A 20804-nucleotide genomic window follows, 5' to 3' on the forward strand; every position below is an offset into this window, starting at 1 on the left:
TAATAGGACTTATGTTTGTAATATTTTCTTTTTCTTATTCAGGTAATACTGCATTTGATGTTTCAGTAAGAGGAATATACACAAAAGAAGATGTTATAAAAAATCAAACTCAAATTGTCAATTTTGAAATTAGTGAAGTTACAATAAGAGCTAAAAATAATACTAAAGATACTTTTTTTCAAGTTACAAATATAGAAACTACAAATGAAAATTTTATTAATGGGCAAAATTTAAAAATAACAAATATAAATAAAGGTATAGGAAATGAAAATCGCGTTTATTTTAAAGATAATGAAAACAATTCAATTGATACCATTAAATTTTCTTTAAAAGGTACTCTTATTTTTAATTGGAAGGAAACTAATAAAAAACCTGACTTAGCAATTGGTTATAGAGGAGAAGAACATCAATATAAAAACACTAGTAATTATATAACTGTTGATCTTAGTGATGTAAAGCCAATAACTTTACTGAAAATAAGTGTCAAGGAAGATCTGAATCTTGGAAAAGGAATAGCTGGTTCTGTTCTTGATACTTCTAATGGCAGTGGTTCTCCTGCAACAGTTGAAGCTACTGGAGAATATGGTAAAAATGTAAAATTTAAAATTCTAAATCCTGAAAATATAAAAATTACCAGCATTAAAAATTCTCAAGATTCATTAAAAGTTGATGTCTGGTTTGAAAACTCTAATATGAGCAAAACAATTATAAAAAAATTAAATGAAAATACTAATGAAACTTACACTGGAAAAACATCTGACATTAAAATTCATGGTAGATGTCAATCAAACTCAAATAGTCGTGGAATCTATAAAGGAAGTTTTATAGTAAGAGTGGAGTATGATGATTAAAAAAAGGAAGCTTCTGCTTTCTTTAGTATTTCTTATGCTTGTATCTAAATCTCTTTATTCAATAGAAAATTATGAAAATTTTGAAGATTCATATATACAAATAAGTGCAAAAAAGATCAAAGATGACTTTTTCATGGTAAAATATGACTATAATAATGAAGAAGTTTACATAGGAATGAATGCTTTATTTTATTTTATGGAACTTTATGGACTTGAAGTAAATATCAATCAAAAATCCATATCAGGAAAACTTGATGGAAAAGATTTTAATGTTTCTTTTTCAGATGATGAAGCTTATGTCTTAGATGGAGAACTGTTTGTTAATTCAAAAGCTTTAGAAAAAAAGATGGATTTTACTTCAATAAAATATGATTTTTCATCTTTGAGATTAACTTTAGAACCAAATTTTATTCTTCCATATGAAGAAAGAGAAAAAGGAAAAGTAGAAAGATTAAGATTAGACAGCAGAAAAGAAGAGGAAGAAAAAAAAATTGATATTGAAGTTCCCAGAAAACTTATAACTCCTGGATTATTAAAATTAGATTATTCTCAATCTGATATAAAAGGACCTGAGAATCAGCTTTCATATGAATATGCTTCACAATTTCTTTATGGAGAATTATATCTCTCAGGTAGTATAAGACCTGAATCAGAACTTACCTATGGTAACCTTACTTATTCTGATATCGTTGGAGATAATGACCTTGTATTAGGTAATTTTTCTCTTATAACACCTAGTTTTTTAAGCATAGACAGTAATATTCTAGGAGTAAGTTTTAATAATGAAGAAACATATGTAACAAAAGATGGAGCTATTACAGTTATCAAAGGGGAGGCATTTGATGCTGATATAATTGAACTATATAGAAATGGAATGCTATTAAGTTACATAACCCCTCAAACAAAAGATTTTGAATTTAGAATAGATGATGGAATACTTAGTTCTGACTATACATTAAAAATTTATTATAAAAATGGTGGAATAGAAGAAAGAACTGTCTATTCTCTATCAGATTCTGAATTATTAAAAAAGGGAAGATACAGATTTTCAGCTCAAAGTGGTAAAAATGCTGATAATGGTGATCCTCAAAGTATTGTAAAAGCTTTTTATGGACTAGCAGATAACCTTACTATAGGAATAAGTGGAAGCGACCTTATAAGTACTTCTGGAAGAAAGTACAGATTTTTAGAAAATACTTTTTTATGGAGTACAGGTCTTCATAATTTTCCTACTTTAATTAATTATAAAAATTTTTATGAAATAGAAAAGCAAGAAAATAGCTATAATCTTTCAATAGAACAAAAATTATTTTCATATAATTTAAGATTTACTGAAAATAAATATTCACCATATGTCTATGAAGACACAAATTTAAAAAAATATAATTCAATATCTATTGGTAAAAGTTTTGATAGAAACTCTCTTGAATTTGGGCTTAATAGATATATTTATTATGATACTGATATTGAAAGTAAAAATGTATATGGAACATGGTACTCATCAATGCTTAATCCTGTTTCTTTCTCTTTGAGAGCAGAAAAGGAATTAACAAAAGGAAGTGAAGGGGTTGCATTCTATCCATCTTTTGCTTATTCTGGATTCCAAAGTTTAAATATGATGTTAGATGGGGAAATAAGCAAAAAGAAAAGTGATGATGAATATAAACAGGAATACTCATTAAAAATAAATAAAAGAAATATGGAACTAATAAAAGATACTTTATTTGTTGATTTTGGTGTAGAAGCAAAATATTCCAGTGAAACAGAAAAATTTAGATATGGTATTACTTTCACTGTAGAATTAGACGATTTTATCTACCTTGAAGTTCCAACTGATGTTACAATAGATGAAAACAATAATCGTGAAACAACTACAAGTCTTCATGCAAGTAAGATTATCGATCTTAGCAATCCCCTTAGAAAAATTAAAAGCAATGTTTCCATTACTGGAGCTTGGATACATGGTAAAGTATTCCTTGATAAAAATGGAAACGGTATATTTGATGAAGGGGATATTCCTATTCCAGAAGCTGGTGTTATGGTAAATAATAAAACTTTCATAGCTGATGAAGATGGAAATTATGTAGCTGAAGGAGTTGTTACTAACGAAGTTATAGATCTTACAATAAACAGAAAAACTATTGACCCTATGATGAAAAATTCTAAGGGTGCTTTAAAAATAAAAACAAGAAAATCTTCTGGGCTTAAAGTTGATATCCCTATTGAAGTTGTTTCAATGGTTACAGGAAATATCTGGAATACATCTGAATTTACAGAAAGGCAATTTATACAAGCTGTATCTATGACCACTATAGTCCTTGAAAAAGATGGGCAAGTTCAATATGAAGTCGATCCTGAATTTGATGGAATGTTCTTCTTTGAAGATATACCACCAGGACAATATAAAATGAAATTCATATATCTTGGTCAGGAAAATTTTGATTTTACTGCTCCTGAACTAGATGTTGATGTTACTCTTACAGATACAGAAACTGGAGAGTATTTCGAAGGTTATGACACTCAACTGATGAGAAAAGTTGATGAAGAAGCAACTCAAGAAACAACAACTGATATGAATGAAGATGAAATAGATGACATCTTAAATAATTACTAAAAAATCAAAGGAGAAGGGTTATTTTGAAAAAATCAAAACTATTAATGATAATTATGATTTTATGTTTTAGTATATTCGAACTCTCATACTCTGATAACAAAAGGATAGAGAAAATCGAAAATAAACAGATAAAAAATAATATCGTCTATTTCAAAAATGAATCTGTCCCTTTTACTGGTGAATTCAGAGGTCCTGGCATCAATGAAGAGTATAAATCAGGGATAAGAGATGGATTTTTCAAAGGCGTTATTTCAGATGAAGGCAAAAGCTTCATCTATGAAGGTAGATATGTGGAGGGAATAAAACATGGTCAATGGGTTATTAAATATCTTACAGGAAGCAATAGAGCTATTCTTAGATATAACTATGATAAGCCACATGGTCAATGGGCATATTTCTATGAAACTAATAAAATAGAAAGTTATGAAAATTTTGAAGATGGCATTCTTTCTGGAAAAGTAGTAAGTTATGATCCAAAAGGAAATGTAAAAACACAAGTAACATACAAAAGTGGACTATTGGATGGAGAAGCTGTCTTCTTCCATAGTCCAAGTGTACTAGATACCACAGCTATTTTTTCATATGGAAAACTCAATGGTCCTCTAAAAATGTTTTCTACAGATAATGTCCCACTTATAGAGGGAGCTTATAAAAATAATAAAAGAGAGAATACTTGGAAATTTTTCTATAAAACAGGGGATATAAAAACTACTGTTACATATAAAAATGGATTAAAAGATGGAAAAGTCATCATTTATGATAAAGGGGGAGGAATAGTCCTTGTATCTTTATTTAAAAATGGAGATGAAATTGATGATAAGGGAAATGTAATTGAAAAAAATCAACCATTTAAAGATGGAATTGTAGAAAGATTTAAAAAATTCAACAGAAATCTAAAATTTGAAAAATATGATAAATTATTATCAGAACTTTAATGTAGAGGTGACTTCGTGAAAAAAATATTTGTATTTTTTATGACTTTTATCATTGGAATCAATTTATATGCCCTTAATTTTTCTGTAGCTCCTACAAGTTTTAAAGTTGAACTTAAAAAACCTGTAACTCAGGAAGTGTATATAATCAATAATACTCCTGCTCCTTTAAGAATAGAAACACATTTGGAAGCTGCTGATTCTTTTGAAAATTTTAATTTAAATAATGATATCACTGTTTTTCCTAAAATGATATCTATCAAACCTGGTGCTAAACAAACTATAAGATTCAGAATAAAACCCAACCCAGAAATGAAAGATGGTGAATACAGAAGTTTATTAATATTTAAAGAAGTTCCCAAAGAAATAAAAACTGTAATCACTGATAATCAAAATAATAAGGGATTATCTACAGAACTTACTTTTATTACAGAAGTAGCAATAGGTGTGTCAGGTATTAAGGGAAAACCTGTAATTGATGGTACAGTACAAGATGTAAAAGCAACTTATGCTGGAAAAGTTCTTTCTCTTCAATGTAATACTATTTCAAAAGGTAATACTGCTATGAGAATAAACTATATATTAGAAAATGAAAATGGTAATATTATTTCTGAAGGAAGATTTGGAACAAGTGCAAGATCTGGTGAAAAAAAACTTTTCACTAATATAGAAATTCCTGAATTAAAAGCAAAAAAAATAAAGCTTATATTAAAAAATCAAGATAATAAAATTATTTATGCTGGAACAAATTCTTTATAAGATTAAACATAGAGGGAAGGGGAAAATAATCTCCTTCTTTTTATTTTTATGTTCAGTTTTATATCTCTGACTTTTTTAATTCACTTTCCAGTCCTGCTATCATAAAACTTCTTTTATTCGTATTTTTATAAGGTTTTTATTAAAAATATTTTGTTGACATACATTAATTATTAATGTATAATTATATTACATAAAACAAGTATATTTTAATTTCTTGGCAAAGTAATGGAAACATTATGACGCAAAGCTATAGGGCCTGTTAAATGGCAGCCAGTTGCAATTATTATAAAAAATATGATTTCATAATCGTGTTTTTATATAATAATTGCATTTTTAGTATACAGGAGATAAATAAAAATATAAAATATTTAGGAGGGATAGATATGAAAAAATTATTATTATTAGCAGGACTATTGGTTGTAGCTAGTTCGGTTTTTGCTGTTGACAGTACACCTAAAACTGAAGCTGAAGCAGAAATAGGTGTTCGTGCAGAAGTTTTAGATGATCTAATTATAGCTAAACAAAAAGATGTTAATTTTGGTGTTTTAAGAAAAGGTGCTACTAAAGATACTCCAGAAGAAGTGGGAGAATTTACTATAACTGGTTCAAAGGGTACAAAAGTACTTCTTTCTGTTAAAGATGCTAATGGTGCTACTGATTATCAAGCAGTAAGTGATAGTGGTATTCCAGTAATATTAAGCTTAACAGATGTAACTCCCAATGATAGAAATAAGAAATTTAAACAAATGACTTCTCTATTAGAAATTTATGATAGTAATGATAATAAAGTTACAAAGGAAAGTGTTATTCTTGATTCTGGTGATTATCAATATGGAACTTCAAAAGGTTTTACATCTACCTTTAAAGTTAAAGGTTCTGTAACTACTGATCCAAGCCAATTTGGTGGAAAATATAATGGTACTTTAATGGTAAAAGTTAAACATAATGGATGGCTTGATGGAAGTTTGAAAAAATAAGATTAATTAATAAGTTATACTTATAATAAAAACGGCAGCTATGCTGCTGTTTTTTTAAATATTCAGGAGGATTTTTATGAAAAAACTCTTATTATTTTTATTTCTAATTAGTATTTCTATTATTTCATATTCTTTTAATTTTTCAGTAATGCCTACAATTTTCGCAGTAGATTTAACTAAAGTATCTACTAATGAAGTTTATCTTACTAATAATACAGCTGATCCTCTAAGAATTGAAATATATCCTGAAAGTGATTCTGATTTTAGTGAAAAATATACTTTAAATTCTAATATTGTAATATTTCCAAAAGTTGTAGCTATAAAGCCTGGAGCTACTCAAACTGTTAGATTTAGAATAAAAGCTTCTCCCAATATGGAAAAAGGCGAATATAAAAGTCTTCTTACTTTTAGAGAACTTGAACAAAATATAAAAACTGCTCAAACTGGAGAGGACAACAGAGTTAATGAAACAATTGGAACAAATATAACTATGTTGACTGAAGTTAGTATAAGTGTATTTGGACAAAATGGAGAAGGTCGCATTAAAGGAAGCCTTTCTGACATAAAAATCAATTATAATAATAATTATATAAATATTTCTTCCATGAGCAATTCTGAAGGAGACACTTCTTTAAAATTTTTTTATAAAATAAATATATTAAATTCTAATTTAGAAACAAATGGATTGTTTGGCCTTACTTTAAGGAATGGAAAAGCACCTATTAGTGTTTCTATTCCAGGGAAAAATTTGAAAGGTAAAAAGGCTGAAATTACTATTGTAGATCAGGATGGAAAAATATATTATAAAAAAATTCATACTCTTTAACTTTTTCAAATATTTCCTTTAATTCTAATTTATTTCTCGATTTTTTCATTGACAGTTAATGAAGAATAGAGTATAATACAGTAAAGAAGTATATATTAAATATTTGGCAAAATAACAGAAATGTTATGACGCAAAGCTATAGGGCCTGTTAAATGGCAGCCAGTTGCAATTATTTTTAAAGATGCAAGTAATTCTATCCTTACACTTTAATAATAATTGCTTTTTTATTATATAAGTTGTTGTTATTATTAAATATTTTATATTCTGGGAGGGATAGATATGAAAAAATTATTATTATTAGTTAGTATATTAGCAGTATCTGGAATTACTTTTGCTGCTACAACAAGTTCTGACACAACAGGAACTGTTGATGTTAGAGCAGAAGTGGTAACTCAATTAGAAATTGTTGATACTACTCCTGTAGATTTTGGACGTATTGCTGCTGGTCAAGAAAATAAACCTGAAGAAAAATCTGGTTCTTTTACTATTGTAGGGTCTTCTGGTAAAAATATAAAAATTACTGTTCGTGATGAAAATAAAAGTGGAAGTCAATATATAGATCCTTCTAATGGTATTGATGTAGTTTTATATCAAGATGGAAGTCTAACAACTATAACTAATAAACAAATGATATCTAAATTATTTTTATATAATAATTCAGCTAAAGTAGGCAATTCACCTCTTACATTTGGAAGTAAAGCTAATTATTATCCTAATAGTAATAATGCTCAACCAAAAACTAAACTTCCTTTAGATGTTAAAGGAACTCTTACTGCTGGAATAAATCAAGACATTGGAAATTATCAAGGTATATTAGGAATTAAAGCTGTTTATACTGACCCAGTTATAAAAAAATAGTATCTTAATTAATAGAAAGAACTGTAACTAAAAAGTTGCAGTTCTTTTACAATATAACTTTTATTTTTGGAGGATTTTAATGAAAAAAATTATTTATTTCGCAACACTTCTAATTCTTTCACTTAATATCTATGCTTTAAATTTTTCTGTTTTTCCTACTGGATTTCGATTTAGCTTAGATAAAGTAATTACAGAAGAAGTCACTATTACCAATAGTACTTCATCTCCTTTAAGATTAGAGGCTTTTACTGAATCAGATCTTGAATTTAGTGAAAAATATAATATAAATTCTAACATAACAGTTTTTCCAAAAACTATATCTATAAAACCAGGTGAAAGGCAAATAGTAAGATTCAGAGTAAAACCTACTTCTGATATAGGAGATGGAGAATATAAAAGTTATCTCACATTTAAAGAAATTCCTGGAAAAATAAAAACAACAGTGCCAGAAAAAAATGTTAATGGAACAAACATTGCAATACAAACTGAAATAAGTATTGGAATATTTGGAGAAAAAGGAACTCCTAATGTTAAAGGTTCTCTTTCAGCTGTAAGTTTAACATATAATGGAACCCATTTAAATCTTCATTTTTTATCTTTATCAGAAGGAAACACTTCTATTAAGTTCTTTTATTCTTTAGAAATTTTAAATTCCAATTTAAAATCAGAAGGTTTTTTAGGAATCTCTGCTAGAAATGGAGAAAAAGAAATTTCTTTAATGATGGAAGCTCCAGAAAAATTAAAAGGTAAAAAAGCCAAGTTAGTAATTACTGACCAAGATGGAAAAGTATATTATGATAAAGTTCATAATTTATAATTACAATTAAAAATTTATAAATCCATATTTTATGAGGAGTTCTATAAAGTAGAACTCTTTTTTTATTTAAATTCAAATTATATCTTTGAATCGTAAATTTAAGCTTTTTTTATATTGACATACATTATTTGCTGGAGTATAATATATTAAAGAAGTATATATTATAATTTAGCAAAATAACAGAAATGTTATGACGCAAAGCTATAGGGCCTGTTAAATGGCAGCCAGTTGCAATTATTTTTAAAAGTGTTATTTTTTGCACTTTAATAATAGTTGCTTTTTTTATTATATAAGTTATTGTTATTATAAAATATTTTATATTCTGGGAGGGATAGAAATGAAAAAATTATTATTGTTAGCTGGTATATTAGCAATATCAGGAGTTACTTTTAGTGCTGGAATGTCTGATAGTGCTGATTTAAATGTTAAAGCTCAAATTATTAAACCATTAAAAGTTACTACTGCACCTGTAGATTTTGGCATATTAACTCAAGGCCAAGAAAATGCCACTGAAGAAAAAGCAGGTGAAATAAGGATTGAAGGCGAAAAAGGAAAAGTAGTTTCTATTGAATTGGAAAACCTTGTAGCACCAAATGTTTTAGGACATAATAGTGGTGTGACATTAGTTAATACAAATAATAAAGATTCTACTTTAAATGCAATTCTTTATTCAATAGATAAATATAGAAATGGTGAAGCAAGAATAGCTATTGGAACTGTTTTTAAAGATAACTTTGCTATAGAAGAGAATAATTCATTAGTTTTTCCTGTTACAGGAATTATTAAAACTGTTCCTGAAAAGGCAGCTCCTGGTACTTATAATGGAACAATCACAGTTAATGTTAGATATAACTTTGATGGTTCACTTGAACCACAAAAATAAAATATAAATTATAAAAACAGTAGCAATATGCTGCTGTTTTTCAACTTAAATTAATGGAGGATTTTTATGAAAAAATTACTTTTTATTGTATTATTATTAAATCTTTCTATTTTATCATATTCGCTTAATTTCTCTGTAGCTCCCACAGGATTTTCAGTAGAATTAAATAAACCTTCTACTCAAGAAATTACTATTTTAAACAATACAACTGAACCACTAAGATTAGATGCAGTTTTTCAAACTGATTCTGATTTTGGAGAGAAATACAATCTTAATTCTACTCTTACTATTTTTCCTAAAACAATATCTTTAAAACCTGCTGGGAAGCAAACAGTAAGATTTAGAGTAAAACCTGATTCATCTATTCAAGATGGGGAATATACAAGTTTACTTACTTTTACTGAAATTCCTGGAGAAATAAAAACTGTTTCCTCTAACAATAAAAATAATGTTTCTTCAAACCTAAATTTTATTACGAAAATTAGTATTAGTGTTTATGGATATAAAGGAAATCTTATACACAAAGGAACTTTATCAAATCTAAATTTAGATTATAATGGGAACTCTGCAATTATTTCAGCTTCTTCATTTTCAGAAGGAAATACCTCTTTAAAATTTTCATATAATTTAAAAGTGCAGGGTTCTGATACTGAAATATCTGGATTGTTTGGAATTTCAGCTAGAGAAGGTAAAAAAGATATAAGTTTATCAACGCAGTTAGGTCCTAATTTAAAAGGAAAAAAGGCAAAATTGGTAATCACTGATCAAAATGGAAAAGTATATTATGATAAAGTACATACTTTATAATAACAACTAAATATAAATTTACAAGACTGTTCTTGAAGAGCAGTCTTTCTTTTTTAAAATAAACTCTTCAAATCGTATTTTTCAGTTTGACAATATCTGATTTTGGGGATATACTTATATTAATATATAAACAGTTAAGTATAAAAACTTTAATTCCAATAATAGAATAAAATTTAACTTAAAAATACAAGGAGCAGTTATGTACAATGCAGCTTTAAAAATTTTGTACCCTGACAACTCTCATATTGATACAGCAATGAATAACTTAAAAACGAGAGAAAATTTTAGTTATGATTTAATCAAATATCATGATTTAAAAGATGAAGATATTGAAAAAGCTGGTATTCTTTTAGTTCTTCATTCTGATGGCTATGAAGCAGAAAAATTAAAAAAACTTATGAAAACTAATACAATATTAATCTATATCCTAGAGCATAGTATTCTCACTTCTAATGATGCTCTTTTTAATTTTGCAGATGATATCTGGTTTTCTTCACTATCTGAAAATGAAATACTATTTAGAATGGAAAAAATAGTTGATGGAGTAAAGCTGAAAAAAGATAAAAATCTAGCTGAAAATTATCTTAACACACTAATAAATAGTATTCCTGATATGGTATGGTTTAAAGATAACAGAGGTATTCATCTAAAAGTTAATGACGCTTTTTGTAATATCATAGGAAAATCAAGGGAAAAAATAGAGGGACAGGATCACTTCACTATCTGGGATATTCCAAGGCCTGAGTATGAAAAAGGTGGATATATCTGTATGGAAAGTGAGGAAGATGTTCGTAAAGCTGGAAAGACTATTTTATTATATGAAAAAGTAAAAAATAGAAATGGATTCCGTCGTCTGAATACATATAAATCTCCTTTATATGATGAAGATGGAGAGATGATGGGAACTGTAGGAATAGCCCATGACATCACTGATTTAGAAAATATTGATATAGAGCTGCAGCTTATTATCAATACTATGCAGTTTGCAATATTGATTTGCAATAATAATGGTGAAATAATCAATGTTAATAATAAGTTTGTTGAATATTTTAATATTGAAAAAGATGTTATTGTTAAACATAACTACAGAAATTGGTTAAAAGAAAGTTTAACTTTAGTTACTACAACAGATAAAAATGGATGTTTTGAATGTAATAATCAAAAAAATTCAAAGCTTCAGATATTAAGTTGTCATGAAAAAATAATTTTAGATACATTCCAGAAAGAAATAGGAAAATTGTGTATTTTCCGTGATATAACTAAAGAAAGAGAATTAGAAAGCAAACTCATTCATACTTCTAATACTGATTATCTCACTGGATTATACAATCGTCGTTACTTATATGAATATATAAAGCACTTTAAAAAAGTCAATCAAATCACTATTTTATATATGGATCTTGATAATTTTAAATCTATAAATGATATATATGGACATCAAGTGGGAGATGAAATATTAGTACTTACCTCATCTATTCTTAAAAAAATTTTTCCAGAAGATTTAATAGCTCGTATTGGAGGAGATGAATTTCTCATAGTTTCATTGGGAGAATGGGATATAGAAAAAATAATGGATAAAGCTTCTCTTGTAATCAAAGACTTGAAAGAAGCTTACATAAATAAAACTAACTTCATTCATTTGAGTTCAAGTATAGGTATAACTACAGCTTATAACAAAGTTATTGACTTAGACAAACTTATCAAACAAAGTGATGTAGCTCTCTATGAAGCAAAAAGAAGAGGAAAATCACAAATTTATTTCTTACCATTTGAATAATAGGTATAGCAGAAACTCCTTCTGCTAAAAAAAGAAGCCATTATATTTTGACTTCTTTTTTCTTTACTTCTATTTTTTTAGATACATAAATGCTGTTTGTTATATAGAATCTCCAAGGTTTCAGAGCATCTTCTTCAGCGTAATCTATTCCTATTCTGGTAGTTTCAGTTATTTTCTCTGGAACATATCCATCATCTTCTATCCAAAGAGTTTTTTTACCTGTTAAATCAATTCCATTATCTTCTTTTGTTATTCCTAATGCCTTTGTTAATTTCCCTGGTCCATTAGATATATCCTTTTCTTTTTTTACTTTTCTTTCAGCCATCATCAGTTCTTTATTTTCAATAGGCTCTACTCCTCTGATAAGAACAGCTTGAGGATTATCTTTTACAGAAGCAGTTACATTAAAGCAATCATACATACCATAGATTAAAAACACATAGGAATATCCTCCCTCTTTGTACATAACTTCTGTTCTGCTTGTTCTTCTGTTATTATATGAATGACTTGCTTTATCCTCTGCTCCCATGTATGCTTCTACCTCTGTTATTCTCCCCTTAAAGAGTTTTCTTCCCCTCTTCTTAACCAATACCTTACCTAAAAGTTCCTTTGCCACAGTCACAGCATCTCTTATATAAAACTCTCTATTTAATATCATATATTTCTCCTATTATTCTTTTTCTTAATTATACCAAAATTTTCCATTTGAAAATATTTATTTTTTCAATAATGGATATAATTTTATACTTATTACAATATATATATATTTTATTTATACTTGTACATACACTCTATCACCTTAAAAGTATTTATATTTCTAATTTTTAAAGCTATTTTTATAGTTTAATCTTTCTAATAGGATTTTAATAATTATATAAATTTTGTATTTTATATAACTTTCATTGATTTACTATAGTTTTTTCTATATAATTTAAGTATATTTTATTCTAATTTCAATCAAGGAGGATATATGTTAAAAAAATCAATTTATACCCTTTTAGCTGGAAGTCTATTTTTAGGAATGAGTTTTAATCTTTCTGCTGAAGCAAAAGTTTATCAAGGTCTTGGAAAAGCAGCTAATTTTCGTGTAGGTCCTGGTAAAGACAGTAAAGGAGTAGAAGTATACAGTCTTAACTATGTTACTGCTTCTGGACTATTTGATGAAAATGGAAGAATAATCAATATTGTAGTAGATGCTCTTGAATTAAGTACTCCAAACTATGATGGATCATCAATGCCACATTTTTCTGGATGGCCTGGAACAGCTGGATACAATGTAACTGATCACGAGTCTGGAAATGTTACTGGAGTATCTGAAAATACAGTAGAAAATATAACTGCTGAAGTAAATGGTTGGAAAACTAAACGTGAACGTGGAAAAGACTATGGAATGAATCCTAGAAATGAATGGGATAAACAAATGGATTTCTATCAAGAATTCTTTAAAGGTAAAACTGTAGCTGAAATAGAAGCTTGGTTTGCTAAATCAGCTTCTGATGTAAATGGAAGACCTTTAAGAGAAAAAAGCAAAAATGAAAAAGATAAAGAAAAATTCAGCAAATTATCTGAATCTGAGAAAAAAGAACTTGTTGACTTAGTAGCTGGAGCTACTATGAGTATAAGAGATGCTCATGGAGATATTCTTGGAGCTATCAAAAATGCTTATGGCAATCGTGTAGAAGTAACTCTTCCAGCTTCAAAATAATTCTGTGAAATAATTTCTACAAATTAAAATTAATAACAGCTTTCTATGACAAATAAATATATCATAGGAAGCTGTTTTAATATGGAAAAATATAGCTTTAGAAAATTAAAAAACAGTAGCAGAAACTTAGAAATAATTTCAAATTAAACTCTTTCTATAATATCTTTTTTAGAAAGTCTTGATTTAGGCAATTTTTTGTTAAAATCGTCTTCACTATGATAACCAACTGATACAATAATTGTTGAAGTATAACCTTTTTTACGAAGTCCAAATTCTTCATCAATAACTTTAGAATCAAACCCTTCCATTGGAACTGCATCTAACCCAAGAGCAGCCACACCTAATAAAAAGTTTCCTAAGTTAAGATACACTTGTTTATCTGTCCAGTGCTGAAAATCTTTATAATCAAATTTATGCATATTAGCAAAAAACCTTCTTCCATTGTGATTTTGTTCTTTAAATTCCTTTTGTAAAAATCTTCCATCAGCATCTTCTTTTTCAAGTACTTTATTAAGAAGCTCATCTGTTAAATCAACCTGTGAAGCAAAAATAATAACTGCACTTGCATCTAGAATTTTCTTCTCATTGAAAAAATAAGAACCTTGTGTACTATTAGTAATTCTTTTTTTACCTTCATCAGTTGTAGTGAGAATAAAATACCAAGGTTGAATATTTGTTGAAGATGGAGAAAACTGAAGTAAGTCTTCAAGTTGAGAAATTTGTTCTTCAGTTAGTTTTTTAGTTTTATCAAATATCTTTGTTGAGTAACGTGTTTTTAATACATTTAAAATATTCATAATTAGTGCCTCCAAAATTTAGTCTAATCTATTATCTTTAGTTAATATTTATATATAGTTGTTCTTATATTAATTCAATCAATTATGGAGATATCCTTTTTTCTTCTTAATTAAAATTTACACTAAAAAAATCTAAATAGAAAGTTATTATTTACAAAATATTTCATACTTTTTAATAAAAAAAGATGGTTTTTACACCATCTTTTTTGCTTTCATATGCAGTATTGGAAAAGGATTACCCATACTGTCAAGTTCATCTCTTGATATCACTTCAAATCCCATATGCAGATAAAATTTAAAAGCTTTATCATTCTGTTCATTGACATCTACTTCATCTATATCCCCATTTTCCATAGCATATTTTATAAGAGTTTTCCCTAAAGACTTTCCAAAATATTCTGGGTCTACAAAAAGCATTTCTATTTTTCTGTCTGCTGTTCCTATAAATCCAGTTATCCTTCCTTCAGTATTTTTAGTACAGTGCATTTCCACTGCATCAAAATACATAGGAATTTCTCTTTTTATATCTTCTATATCTTTTTCACTAAGAAAATCATGAGTAGCTCTCACAGATTTTTCCCATACTTCTATAAGCTCTCCATAGCATTTCTTATCTACTCCAAAAATCATCTTAAACCTCCCTTCCCATTATATAATTGTCATAGTATACTCCATCTATGAGAAGACATTTTTTTATAGTCCCCTCTTTTTCAAATCCGAATTTTTCATATAGCTGGATAGCTTTTTCATTATCTACTCTTACATCAAGATTTACTTTTGTAAGACCTCCTTCTTTAGCTTTTTCCAGAGCATACTCCATCAAATAATTTCCTACACCAAGTCCCCAAGCCTTCTTTTGAACACATATTCCTAGATTTCCCATATGTTTTAATCTTATTCTCTCTTCCCTTGCTCCAATACTGCAGCTTGCTATTATTTCGTCATCTATTACAGCTACAAGCATAAAATTCTTTGAAGTAAATGATTTTATAACTGCCTTTTCCTGTTCAATATTCTTATCATACCCTTCTTTTCCAAATCCAAGAAAATCAGTTTCTCTTCCAGCTTGATTTATATGCACTAAAAGACCTTCTGCATCTTTTTCTTCAGCCAGTCTTACTACAAGTTTTTTTCCATTTTTCAGTATGTATTCTTTCATAGTTATTCCTCCAATAATAGTATAAAATCCATACTAAAACAGCATGGACTTAACTTTAAATTTCCTCAGACAACTTCCAAATAAGTTCGTCCTTCATTTCCTGAAAACCTTTCAAAATTGATATTTTCCAATTATCTCCATAAAGCTTCACTTCAAAGTTTCTTATTTCTCTTTCAAGATTGCTTTTGGTCACTGTTTTTTTATCAAATAAAAGAGCTCTTTTTTCCTCTTTTCCCTCTATATTAATAAGAAGCATTCCTTTATTGTACCCTAATATAGCTACTTCTGCTATCTTATCTACAGATTCTTTTTCTATAGCTCTCTCTTTTCTGCTTTCAGCATTTTTTCTTTTATTTTCAGTCAGTCTTTTGAATTTTTTCTCTTCTTCAAGTCTTTTTGCTTTTTTTAATTTTTTATGTTTTGAATAGGCTAATCCTTTTGGTTTATCCTTACTTATTATTTCCATTTTCTTTTCCTCACTTTATCTTTATATTAATGAATATTATAGCATATCTATTAAAAAATAGAAATAAAAACTATTATATCCCTTTCAGATACAAAAAGTCAAAATTTTAGAGCTTTCACTGGTATTTAAAGGGAAATTAAAAATTTTATAGCTTATTTTTCAGAAATGCTATAAAATACTGTCATAATAATATTATGAATAAAAACAATGGGGAGATTTTTAAATGGAAAAAATTAAAATCAAATCACTTATGTCCTTGACTATACCAATTTTTTTAGAGCTTCTTCTGGTAAATGTTGTAGGAAATATTGATACTATCATGCTTGGAAAATATAGTGATAAAGCTGTTGGAGCTGTTGGAGGTATCAGCCAGGTATTAAATATTCAAAATGTAATATTTGGTTTTATCTCTCTTGCTACAAGTATTCTTATAGCCCAATATATTGGTGCTAGAAACAGAAAAAAAATTAAAGAAGTTATCAGTGTGTCTGTTCTTTTTAATATTGCTTTAGGCATAGTTATGGGCCTTATCTATTTCATATTCTGGAACAGCATTTTAATAAAAATAAAACTCCCTGCAGAGCTTATTGGTATAGGAAAAACTTATTTTAAACTGGTTGGAGGTCTTTGCGTATTTCAAGCTATAACACTTACTTGTGGAGCTATTATGAAAAGTCATGGAAATCCAAAACCTATGCTTTATGTAAATATAGGAGTCAATCTATTAAATATTCTCGGAAATGGTATGTTTATCTTTGGATGGTTTGGAATGCCTATACTAGGGGCTACAGGAGTTGGTATATCTACTGTTGTTTCAAGAGGATTGGGTTGTGTTGTTGGGCTTATAGTTATGATGAGATACTGCAAATTTAGATTCAAGAAAAAATATATATCTCCATTTCCTTTTAATGTTATAAAAAATCTTCTTTCTATTGGTATACCAACAGCTGGTGAAAACCTTGCATGGAATATAGGACAGCTTATGATTCTTTCAATGGTAAATGCTCTAGGTACAAGCTATATAGCTTCTCGTACTTATCTTATGCTAGTTGCTACCTTTGTAATGACTTTCTCTATCTCACTGGGACAGGGAACTGCAATACAGGTAGGTCAGCTGGTAGGAGCTCATGAACCTGAAGAAGCTTATAAAAAATGCTTCAAAAGTTTAAAACTATCAATAGTCTTAGCTTTTGTTGTTACCTCAATAGTTGTAATTTTTAAAAGAAATATAATGGGTATTTTTACAACTGACCCTGCAATACTGGAAATATCTTTAAAAGTATTTCCTTTGATGATAATATTAGAAGTAGGGAGAGTATTCAATATTGTTATAATCAACTCACTCCATGCTGCTGGGGATATAAAGTTCCCTATGTTCATGGGAATAATATTTATTTTTATTGTTGCTGTTCTTTTCTCATATATATTGGGAATAAAATTAGGATGGGGACTTGTTGGAATATGGATAGCCAATGCTGCTGATGAGTGGTGTCGGGCTATAGCAATGCTCCTTAGATGGAAAAGTCGAAAATGGGAGAGCAAGCGTTTTGTATAAGGGGGAAATATGAAACTACTTTTTAGTGATTTTGACAGGACACTTTATGTGGACAGAAATATCACAAAGGAAAATCTTGATGCTGTGAACAAATGGCAGGTTGAAGGAAACCTTTTTATTATCACTACTGGAAGACATAAGAAGTCTATAATTGAGCAGATGGAAAATTTTTCTTTAAAGCCCGATTATTATATATGTAATAATGGAGCTGTAATTCTTGATAAAGAAAAAAATATAATTTTTTCTAAATGTATCTCAAATCAAATGATAGAAGAAATTATAGAATATATCTGTGAAAACTATGAAAATTCTTTTGAAATAATAGAAAAAGAAAGAACAATAAAAATCATGAATAATAGAGGAATTGACAATCATAATCCAACTGATATCATTCTGGATAGAGTACATATTTCATCTATAAAAGATGTGGTTCAACTTCATAAAAAATTTGATAAAGAAGAGAGAGTTGCTGAGCTTGTAATTGATCTTAATACTAAATTCCGCAGTTCACTTGCAGCTTATGCAAATGTTCTCAATGTAGATATTGTTGCCAATGGTATGAATAAATCTACTGGAATAGACTTTATATGTAGGGAAATAAGCAATGTAGATGATATTCTTGTCATTGGAGATTCATACAATGATATAGAAATGGTTCAGAAATACAACGGATTTACTGTGGAACATGGAAATGAAGATATAAAGAAAATAGCTAGAGAGATATTTTTTGATGTTGCTTCTCTTTTAAAAAAATATAGCTGATTTAACAGTAGTTAGAATGTACTCTCAATACATTTTTTATAATTTTACCTTTAAAAAGGAGCGGGGTGGTCTAAGACCACCCCTTTATATTATTTTGGTTGTGCAGACTATTTATCTAATTCTTCTCCACATCTTTTAAGAAGTCTTTCCCATTTCAAATCCACATCTTTTTGAATTCTATCTATGATATGTCTGTTTTGTGGTTTAAATAGATGCTTGAATCTTCCTTGTTTTTTCAAAAATTCTTCTACAGGCAGTTTTACTTTTGGTCTGTAGCTTAATTTCCATTCTCCATCTATTACTTCAAATAGTGGCCAGTAGCAAGTTTCTACTGCCAGTTTACACATTTCCATCAGGTCTTCACCTTCATATCTCCATCCTCTTGGGCATGGTGCTAATATATTTAGGAATGCTGCTCCCTCTGTATAGATTGCTTTTTCTGCTTTCTCATGAAGGTCTTTGAAGTTTCCTATAAATGTTGTTTGAGCAACATATGCCACATTGTGGGCTGATATTACATCTGTAAGATCTTTTCTTCCCTGTGGTTTTCCTGCGCTTTCTTTTCCTATTGGAGTTGTAGTTGTATCTGCTCCTATAGGTGTTGCTGATGATCTTTGGATACCTGTATTCATATATGCTTCATTGTCATAACATACATAAACCATATCATGTCCTCTTTCCATTGCTCCTGAAAGTGATTGGAATCCTATATCATAAGTTCCTCCATCTCCTCCAAAAGCTATGAATTTATATGATTCATCTATTTTTCCTTTTTTCTTTAATACTTTGTATGCTGTCTGGGCTCCACTTATTGTTGCTGCTGCATTTTCAAATGCTGAGTGAATAAATGAATCTTTCCATGCTGTATATGGATAAAGGAAAGTTGATACTTCAAGACAGCTTGTTGCACTGCATATTACTGCCTCATCTTCCTCTTTTAATGCTCTTAATACTCCTCTTACTGCTACTGGTGCTCCACACCCTGCACACATTCTGTGTCCTCCAGTAAGTCTTTCAGGTTTTTCCATTTCTTTTTTGAAATTATATGCCATATTCCTTTCCTCCTACCCTCTTACACCAAAATGTCTATATGTATCTTTTACTTCTTGATCTTTCTCTGCCAATAGAGTATTAAAGATCTCTTTTATATGATTTACAGTTATATCTCTTCCTCCAAGTCCATATACATAGTTGATCATTTTTGGTCTTGGGCTGCAGTCATAAAGAGCTGATCTTACCTCTGCAAATACTGGTCCTCCAGCTGCTGAGAATCCTTCGCATTTATCCATTACTGCTACCATTTTTACATTTTTAAGCGCTTGTGCTATTTCTTCCATTGGGAATGGTCTGAATACTCTGATTTTTAGAAGTCCAACTTTTTTACCTTCTTTTCTCATTTCTTCTATAGCTGCTTTAGCTGTTCCAGCAGTTGAGTTGATAACCACTATTGCAACTTCTGCATCATCTAATTTATATTCTTCAAACAGTCCATATTTTCTTCCAGTAAGTTTTTCATATTCTGCTGCTACTTCAAGAATTACTTTTTTAGCATTCATCATAGCATGAGCTTGGCTTACTTTATGTTCCATATAGTAAGAAACAATATCATATGGTCCTACTGCTGTAGGTCTTTTAGCATTTAGAAGATAATCTTCTGGGTTGTATTCTCCAACAAAAGCTTTAGCTTTGTCGTCTTCTAATAATTCTATATTTTCAACAGCATGGCTTGTGATGAATCCATCTTGACATACCATAACAGGAAGTTGAACATCTGGATGTTCTCCTATTCTGTTAGCTTGAAGCATATTGTCATAAGCTTCTTGATTTGTTTCACTGTATAGCTGAATCCATCCAGCATCTCTTGCACCCATAGAATCACTATGGTCTGCATTGATATTGATAGGTCCTGTAAGAGCTCTGTTAACACATGCTAAAGTTACAGGAAGTCTTGCAGAAGCTACAACATAAAGCATTTCCCACATCAATGCAAGTCCGCATGATGAAGTAGCAGTCATAGTTCTAGCTCCTGCTGCTTGTGATCCCATTGCAGCCGACATAGCGCTGTGCTCTGATTCTACTGGAATAAATTCACTGTCTACTGATCCATCAGCAACATATTGAGAGAAATATTGTGGTATCTCTGTTGATGGAGTGATTGGAAAAGCAGGTACTACATCTGGATTTATTTGTCTCATTGCTATTGCAATAGCTTCGTTTCCTGACATTCTTTCTCTTATACTCATTAATTCTACCTCCGAA

21 protein-coding genes and 3 riboswitches are annotated in these 20804 nt (G+C 29.0%); of the genes, 14 read left to right on the forward strand and 7 right to left on the reverse strand.

Going from position 1 to position 20804, the window contains the following annotated elements; genetic code table 11:
• Positions 1 to 11: 11 nt before the first annotated feature.
• The 11 genes from E0E45_RS11880 to E0E45_RS11930 all read left to right on the forward strand — a co-directional run bounded on the left by E0E45_RS11880 (position 12) and on the right by E0E45_RS11930 (position 12101).
• Positions 12 to 851 carry a hypothetical protein gene (locus tag E0E45_RS11880; protein ID WP_130891372.1) on the forward strand — a complete coding sequence of 280 codons (840 nt, stop codon included), beginning with the start codon at positions 12 to 14 and terminating at the stop codon, positions 849 to 851.
• Complete coding sequence (locus tag E0E45_RS11885) at positions 841 to 3465, forward strand: hypothetical protein (RefSeq protein WP_232044114.1); 2625 nt, start codon at positions 841 to 843, stop codon at positions 3463 to 3465. The genes E0E45_RS11880 and E0E45_RS11885 overlap by 11 nt, the downstream gene beginning before the upstream one ends.
• Before the next feature lie 23 nt (positions 3466 to 3488).
• The gene (locus E0E45_RS11890; RefSeq protein WP_130891373.1) at positions 3489 to 4400 is read left to right on the forward strand and encodes a toxin-antitoxin system YwqK family antitoxin; all 912 of its coding nucleotides are present in this window, start codon (positions 3489 to 3491) and stop codon (positions 4398 to 4400) included.
• 15 nt (positions 4401 to 4415) lie between these two features.
• Positions 4416 to 5156 (forward strand): fimbria/pilus periplasmic chaperone, encoded by a 741-nt coding sequence (locus E0E45_RS11895; protein WP_130891374.1) that lies wholly within the window; start codon positions 4416 to 4418, stop codon positions 5154 to 5156.
• Between the two features lie 206 nt (positions 5157 to 5362).
• Positions 5363 to 5438, forward strand: a riboswitch (cyclic di-GMP riboswitch).
• Positions 5439 to 5539: 101 nt separating this feature from the next.
• Positions 5540 to 6133 carry a hypothetical protein gene (locus E0E45_RS11900; RefSeq protein ID WP_130891375.1) on the forward strand — a complete coding sequence of 198 codons (594 nt, stop codon included), beginning with the start codon at positions 5540 to 5542 and terminating at the stop codon, positions 6131 to 6133.
• A 76-nt stretch (positions 6134 to 6209) separates the two neighbouring features.
• A complete protein-coding gene (locus tag E0E45_RS11905; protein WP_130891376.1) occupies positions 6210 to 6959 on the forward strand; it encodes a fimbria/pilus periplasmic chaperone in 750 nt (249 codons plus the stop codon).
• 95 nt (positions 6960 to 7054) lie between these two features.
• Positions 7055 to 7130: riboswitch (cyclic di-GMP riboswitch) on the forward strand.
• Between the two features lie 108 nt (positions 7131 to 7238).
• Positions 7239 to 7817: a hypothetical protein gene (locus E0E45_RS11910; protein ID WP_130891377.1), complete on the forward strand. Its 579-nt coding sequence runs from the start codon at positions 7239 to 7241 to the stop codon at positions 7815 to 7817.
• Between the two features lie 79 nt (positions 7818 to 7896).
• The gene (locus tag E0E45_RS11915; RefSeq protein ID WP_130891378.1) at positions 7897 to 8634 is read left to right on the forward strand and encodes a fimbria/pilus periplasmic chaperone; all 738 of its coding nucleotides are present in this window, start codon (positions 7897 to 7899) and stop codon (positions 8632 to 8634) included.
• Positions 8635 to 8794: 160 nt separating this feature from the next.
• A riboswitch (cyclic di-GMP riboswitch) is annotated at positions 8795 to 8870 on the forward strand.
• Between the two features lie 101 nt (positions 8871 to 8971).
• Positions 8972 to 9517, forward strand: a complete 546-nt coding sequence (locus tag E0E45_RS11920) for a spore coat protein U domain-containing protein (RefSeq protein ID WP_130891379.1) — start codon at positions 8972 to 8974, stop codon at positions 9515 to 9517.
• 66 nt (positions 9518 to 9583) lie between these two features.
• Positions 9584 to 10324 (forward strand): fimbria/pilus periplasmic chaperone, encoded by a 741-nt coding sequence (locus E0E45_RS11925; protein WP_130891380.1) that lies wholly within the window; start codon positions 9584 to 9586, stop codon positions 10322 to 10324.
• A gap of 199 nt (positions 10325 to 10523) precedes the next feature.
• A complete protein-coding gene (locus E0E45_RS11930; RefSeq protein WP_130891381.1) occupies positions 10524 to 12101 on the forward strand; it encodes a sensor domain-containing diguanylate cyclase in 1578 nt (525 codons plus the stop codon).
• A 40-nt stretch (positions 12102 to 12141) separates the two neighbouring features.
• Here E0E45_RS11930 and E0E45_RS11935 read toward each other — a convergent pair whose 3' ends face one another.
• Positions 12142 to 12759, reverse strand: coding sequence for a DNA-3-methyladenine glycosylase (locus tag E0E45_RS11935; RefSeq protein ID WP_130891382.1), 618 nt, complete (start codon positions 12757 to 12759; stop codon positions 12142 to 12144).
• Between the two features lie 312 nt (positions 12760 to 13071).
• On the opposite strand from E0E45_RS11935, the gene E0E45_RS11940 reads away from it, so the two are divergent.
• On the forward strand, positions 13072 to 13806 hold the full coding sequence (locus tag E0E45_RS11940; protein ID WP_130891383.1) for an FMN-binding protein: 735 nt from the start codon (positions 13072 to 13074) through the stop codon (positions 13804 to 13806).
• A 143-nt stretch (positions 13807 to 13949) separates the two neighbouring features.
• On the opposite strand, the gene nfsB is transcribed toward E0E45_RS11940, so the two are convergent.
• The 4 genes from nfsB to E0E45_RS11960 all read right to left on the reverse strand — a co-directional run bounded on the left by nfsB (position 13950) and on the right by E0E45_RS11960 (position 16228).
• A complete protein-coding gene (nfsB, locus tag E0E45_RS11945) occupies positions 13950 to 14603 on the reverse strand; it encodes an oxygen-insensitive NAD(P)H nitroreductase (RefSeq protein ID WP_130891384.1) in 654 nt (217 codons plus the stop codon).
• A 192-nt stretch (positions 14604 to 14795) separates the two neighbouring features.
• The gene (locus E0E45_RS11950) at positions 14796 to 15233 is read right to left on the reverse strand and encodes a GNAT family N-acetyltransferase (RefSeq protein WP_130891385.1); all 438 of its coding nucleotides are present in this window, start codon (positions 15231 to 15233) and stop codon (positions 14796 to 14798) included.
• A gap of 1 nt (position 15234) precedes the next feature.
• Positions 15235 to 15762, reverse strand: a complete 528-nt coding sequence (locus E0E45_RS11955) for a GNAT family N-acetyltransferase (protein ID WP_130891386.1) — start codon at positions 15760 to 15762, stop codon at positions 15235 to 15237.
• A gap of 55 nt (positions 15763 to 15817) precedes the next feature.
• Positions 15818 to 16228 carry a hypothetical protein gene (locus E0E45_RS11960; protein WP_130891387.1) on the reverse strand — a complete coding sequence of 137 codons (411 nt, stop codon included), beginning with the start codon at positions 16226 to 16228 and terminating at the stop codon, positions 15818 to 15820.
• Between the two features lie 223 nt (positions 16229 to 16451).
• Here E0E45_RS11960 and E0E45_RS11965 point away from each other — a divergent pair, with 223 nt between their 5' ends.
• Both E0E45_RS11965 and E0E45_RS11970 read left to right on the forward strand, forming a co-directional pair.
• On the forward strand, positions 16452 to 17783 hold the full coding sequence (locus E0E45_RS11965; RefSeq protein ID WP_130891388.1) for an MATE family efflux transporter: 1332 nt from the start codon (positions 16452 to 16454) through the stop codon (positions 17781 to 17783).
• Between the two features lie 9 nt (positions 17784 to 17792).
• A complete protein-coding gene (locus E0E45_RS11970; RefSeq protein WP_130891389.1) occupies positions 17793 to 18545 on the forward strand; it encodes an HAD family hydrolase in 753 nt (250 codons plus the stop codon).
• A gap of 107 nt (positions 18546 to 18652) precedes the next feature.
• Here E0E45_RS11970 and E0E45_RS11975 read toward each other — a convergent pair whose 3' ends face one another.
• A complete protein-coding gene (locus E0E45_RS11975; protein WP_005980661.1) occupies positions 18653 to 19597 on the reverse strand; it encodes a thiamine pyrophosphate-dependent enzyme in 945 nt (314 codons plus the stop codon).
• 12 nt (positions 19598 to 19609) lie between these two features.
• Positions 19610 to 20788, reverse strand: a complete 1179-nt coding sequence (porA, locus tag E0E45_RS11980) for a pyruvate ferredoxin oxidoreductase (RefSeq protein ID WP_130889506.1) — start codon at positions 20786 to 20788, stop codon at positions 19610 to 19612.
• Positions 20789 to 20804: the final 16 nt, after the last annotated feature.

The organism is Fusobacterium ulcerans ATCC 49185, from assembly GCF_900683735.1.
GTDB classification, from domain to species: domain Bacteria; phylum Fusobacteriota; class Fusobacteriia; order Fusobacteriales; family Fusobacteriaceae; genus Fusobacterium_A; species Fusobacterium_A ulcerans_A.

Coding starts and splice junctions, on each gene's coding strand:
- E0E45_RS11965 (WP_130891388.1), top strand. CDS start 16,452: ATGGAAAAAATTAAAATCAAATCACTTATGTCCTTGACTATACCAATT.
- E0E45_RS11935 (WP_130891382.1), bottom strand. CDS start 12,759: ATGATATTAAATAGAGAGTTTTATATAAGAGATGCTGTGACTGTGGCA.
- E0E45_RS11925 (WP_130891380.1), top strand. CDS start 9,584: ATGAAAAAATTACTTTTTATTGTATTATTATTAAATCTTTCTATTTTA.
- porA (WP_130889506.1), bottom strand. CDS start 20,788: ATGAGTATAAGAGAAAGAATGTCAGGAAACGAAGCTATTGCAATAGCA.
- E0E45_RS11910 (WP_130891377.1), top strand. CDS start 7,239: ATGAAAAAATTATTATTATTAGTTAGTATATTAGCAGTATCTGGAATT.
- E0E45_RS11955 (WP_130891386.1), bottom strand. CDS start 15,762: ATGAAAGAATACATACTGAAAAATGGAAAAAAACTTGTAGTAAGACTG.
- E0E45_RS11880 (WP_130891372.1), top strand. CDS start 12: ATGTTTGTAATATTTTCTTTTTCTTATTCAGGTAATACTGCATTTGAT.
- E0E45_RS11970 (WP_130891389.1), top strand. CDS start 17,793: ATGAAACTACTTTTTAGTGATTTTGACAGGACACTTTATGTGGACAGA.
- E0E45_RS11950 (WP_130891385.1), bottom strand. CDS start 15,233: ATGATTTTTGGAGTAGATAAGAAATGCTATGGAGAGCTTATAGAAGTA.
- E0E45_RS11930 (WP_130891381.1), top strand. CDS start 10,524: ATGTACAATGCAGCTTTAAAAATTTTGTACCCTGACAACTCTCATATT.
- E0E45_RS11885 (WP_232044114.1), top strand. CDS start 841: ATGATGATTAAAAAAAGGAAGCTTCTGCTTTCTTTAGTATTTCTTATG.
- E0E45_RS11915 (WP_130891378.1), top strand. CDS start 7,897: ATGAAAAAAATTATTTATTTCGCAACACTTCTAATTCTTTCACTTAAT.
- E0E45_RS11900 (WP_130891375.1), top strand. CDS start 5,540: ATGAAAAAATTATTATTATTAGCAGGACTATTGGTTGTAGCTAGTTCG.
- E0E45_RS11920 (WP_130891379.1), top strand. CDS start 8,972: ATGAAAAAATTATTATTGTTAGCTGGTATATTAGCAATATCAGGAGTT.
- E0E45_RS11940 (WP_130891383.1), top strand. CDS start 13,072: ATGTTAAAAAAATCAATTTATACCCTTTTAGCTGGAAGTCTATTTTTA.
- E0E45_RS11905 (WP_130891376.1), top strand. CDS start 6,210: ATGAAAAAACTCTTATTATTTTTATTTCTAATTAGTATTTCTATTATT.
- E0E45_RS11960 (WP_130891387.1), bottom strand. CDS start 16,228: ATGGAAATAATAAGTAAGGATAAACCAAAAGGATTAGCCTATTCAAAA.
- E0E45_RS11975 (WP_005980661.1), bottom strand. CDS start 19,597: ATGGCATATAATTTCAAAAAAGAAATGGAAAAACCTGAAAGACTTACT.
- nfsB (WP_130891384.1), bottom strand. CDS start 14,603: ATGAATATTTTAAATGTATTAAAAACACGTTACTCAACAAAGATATTT.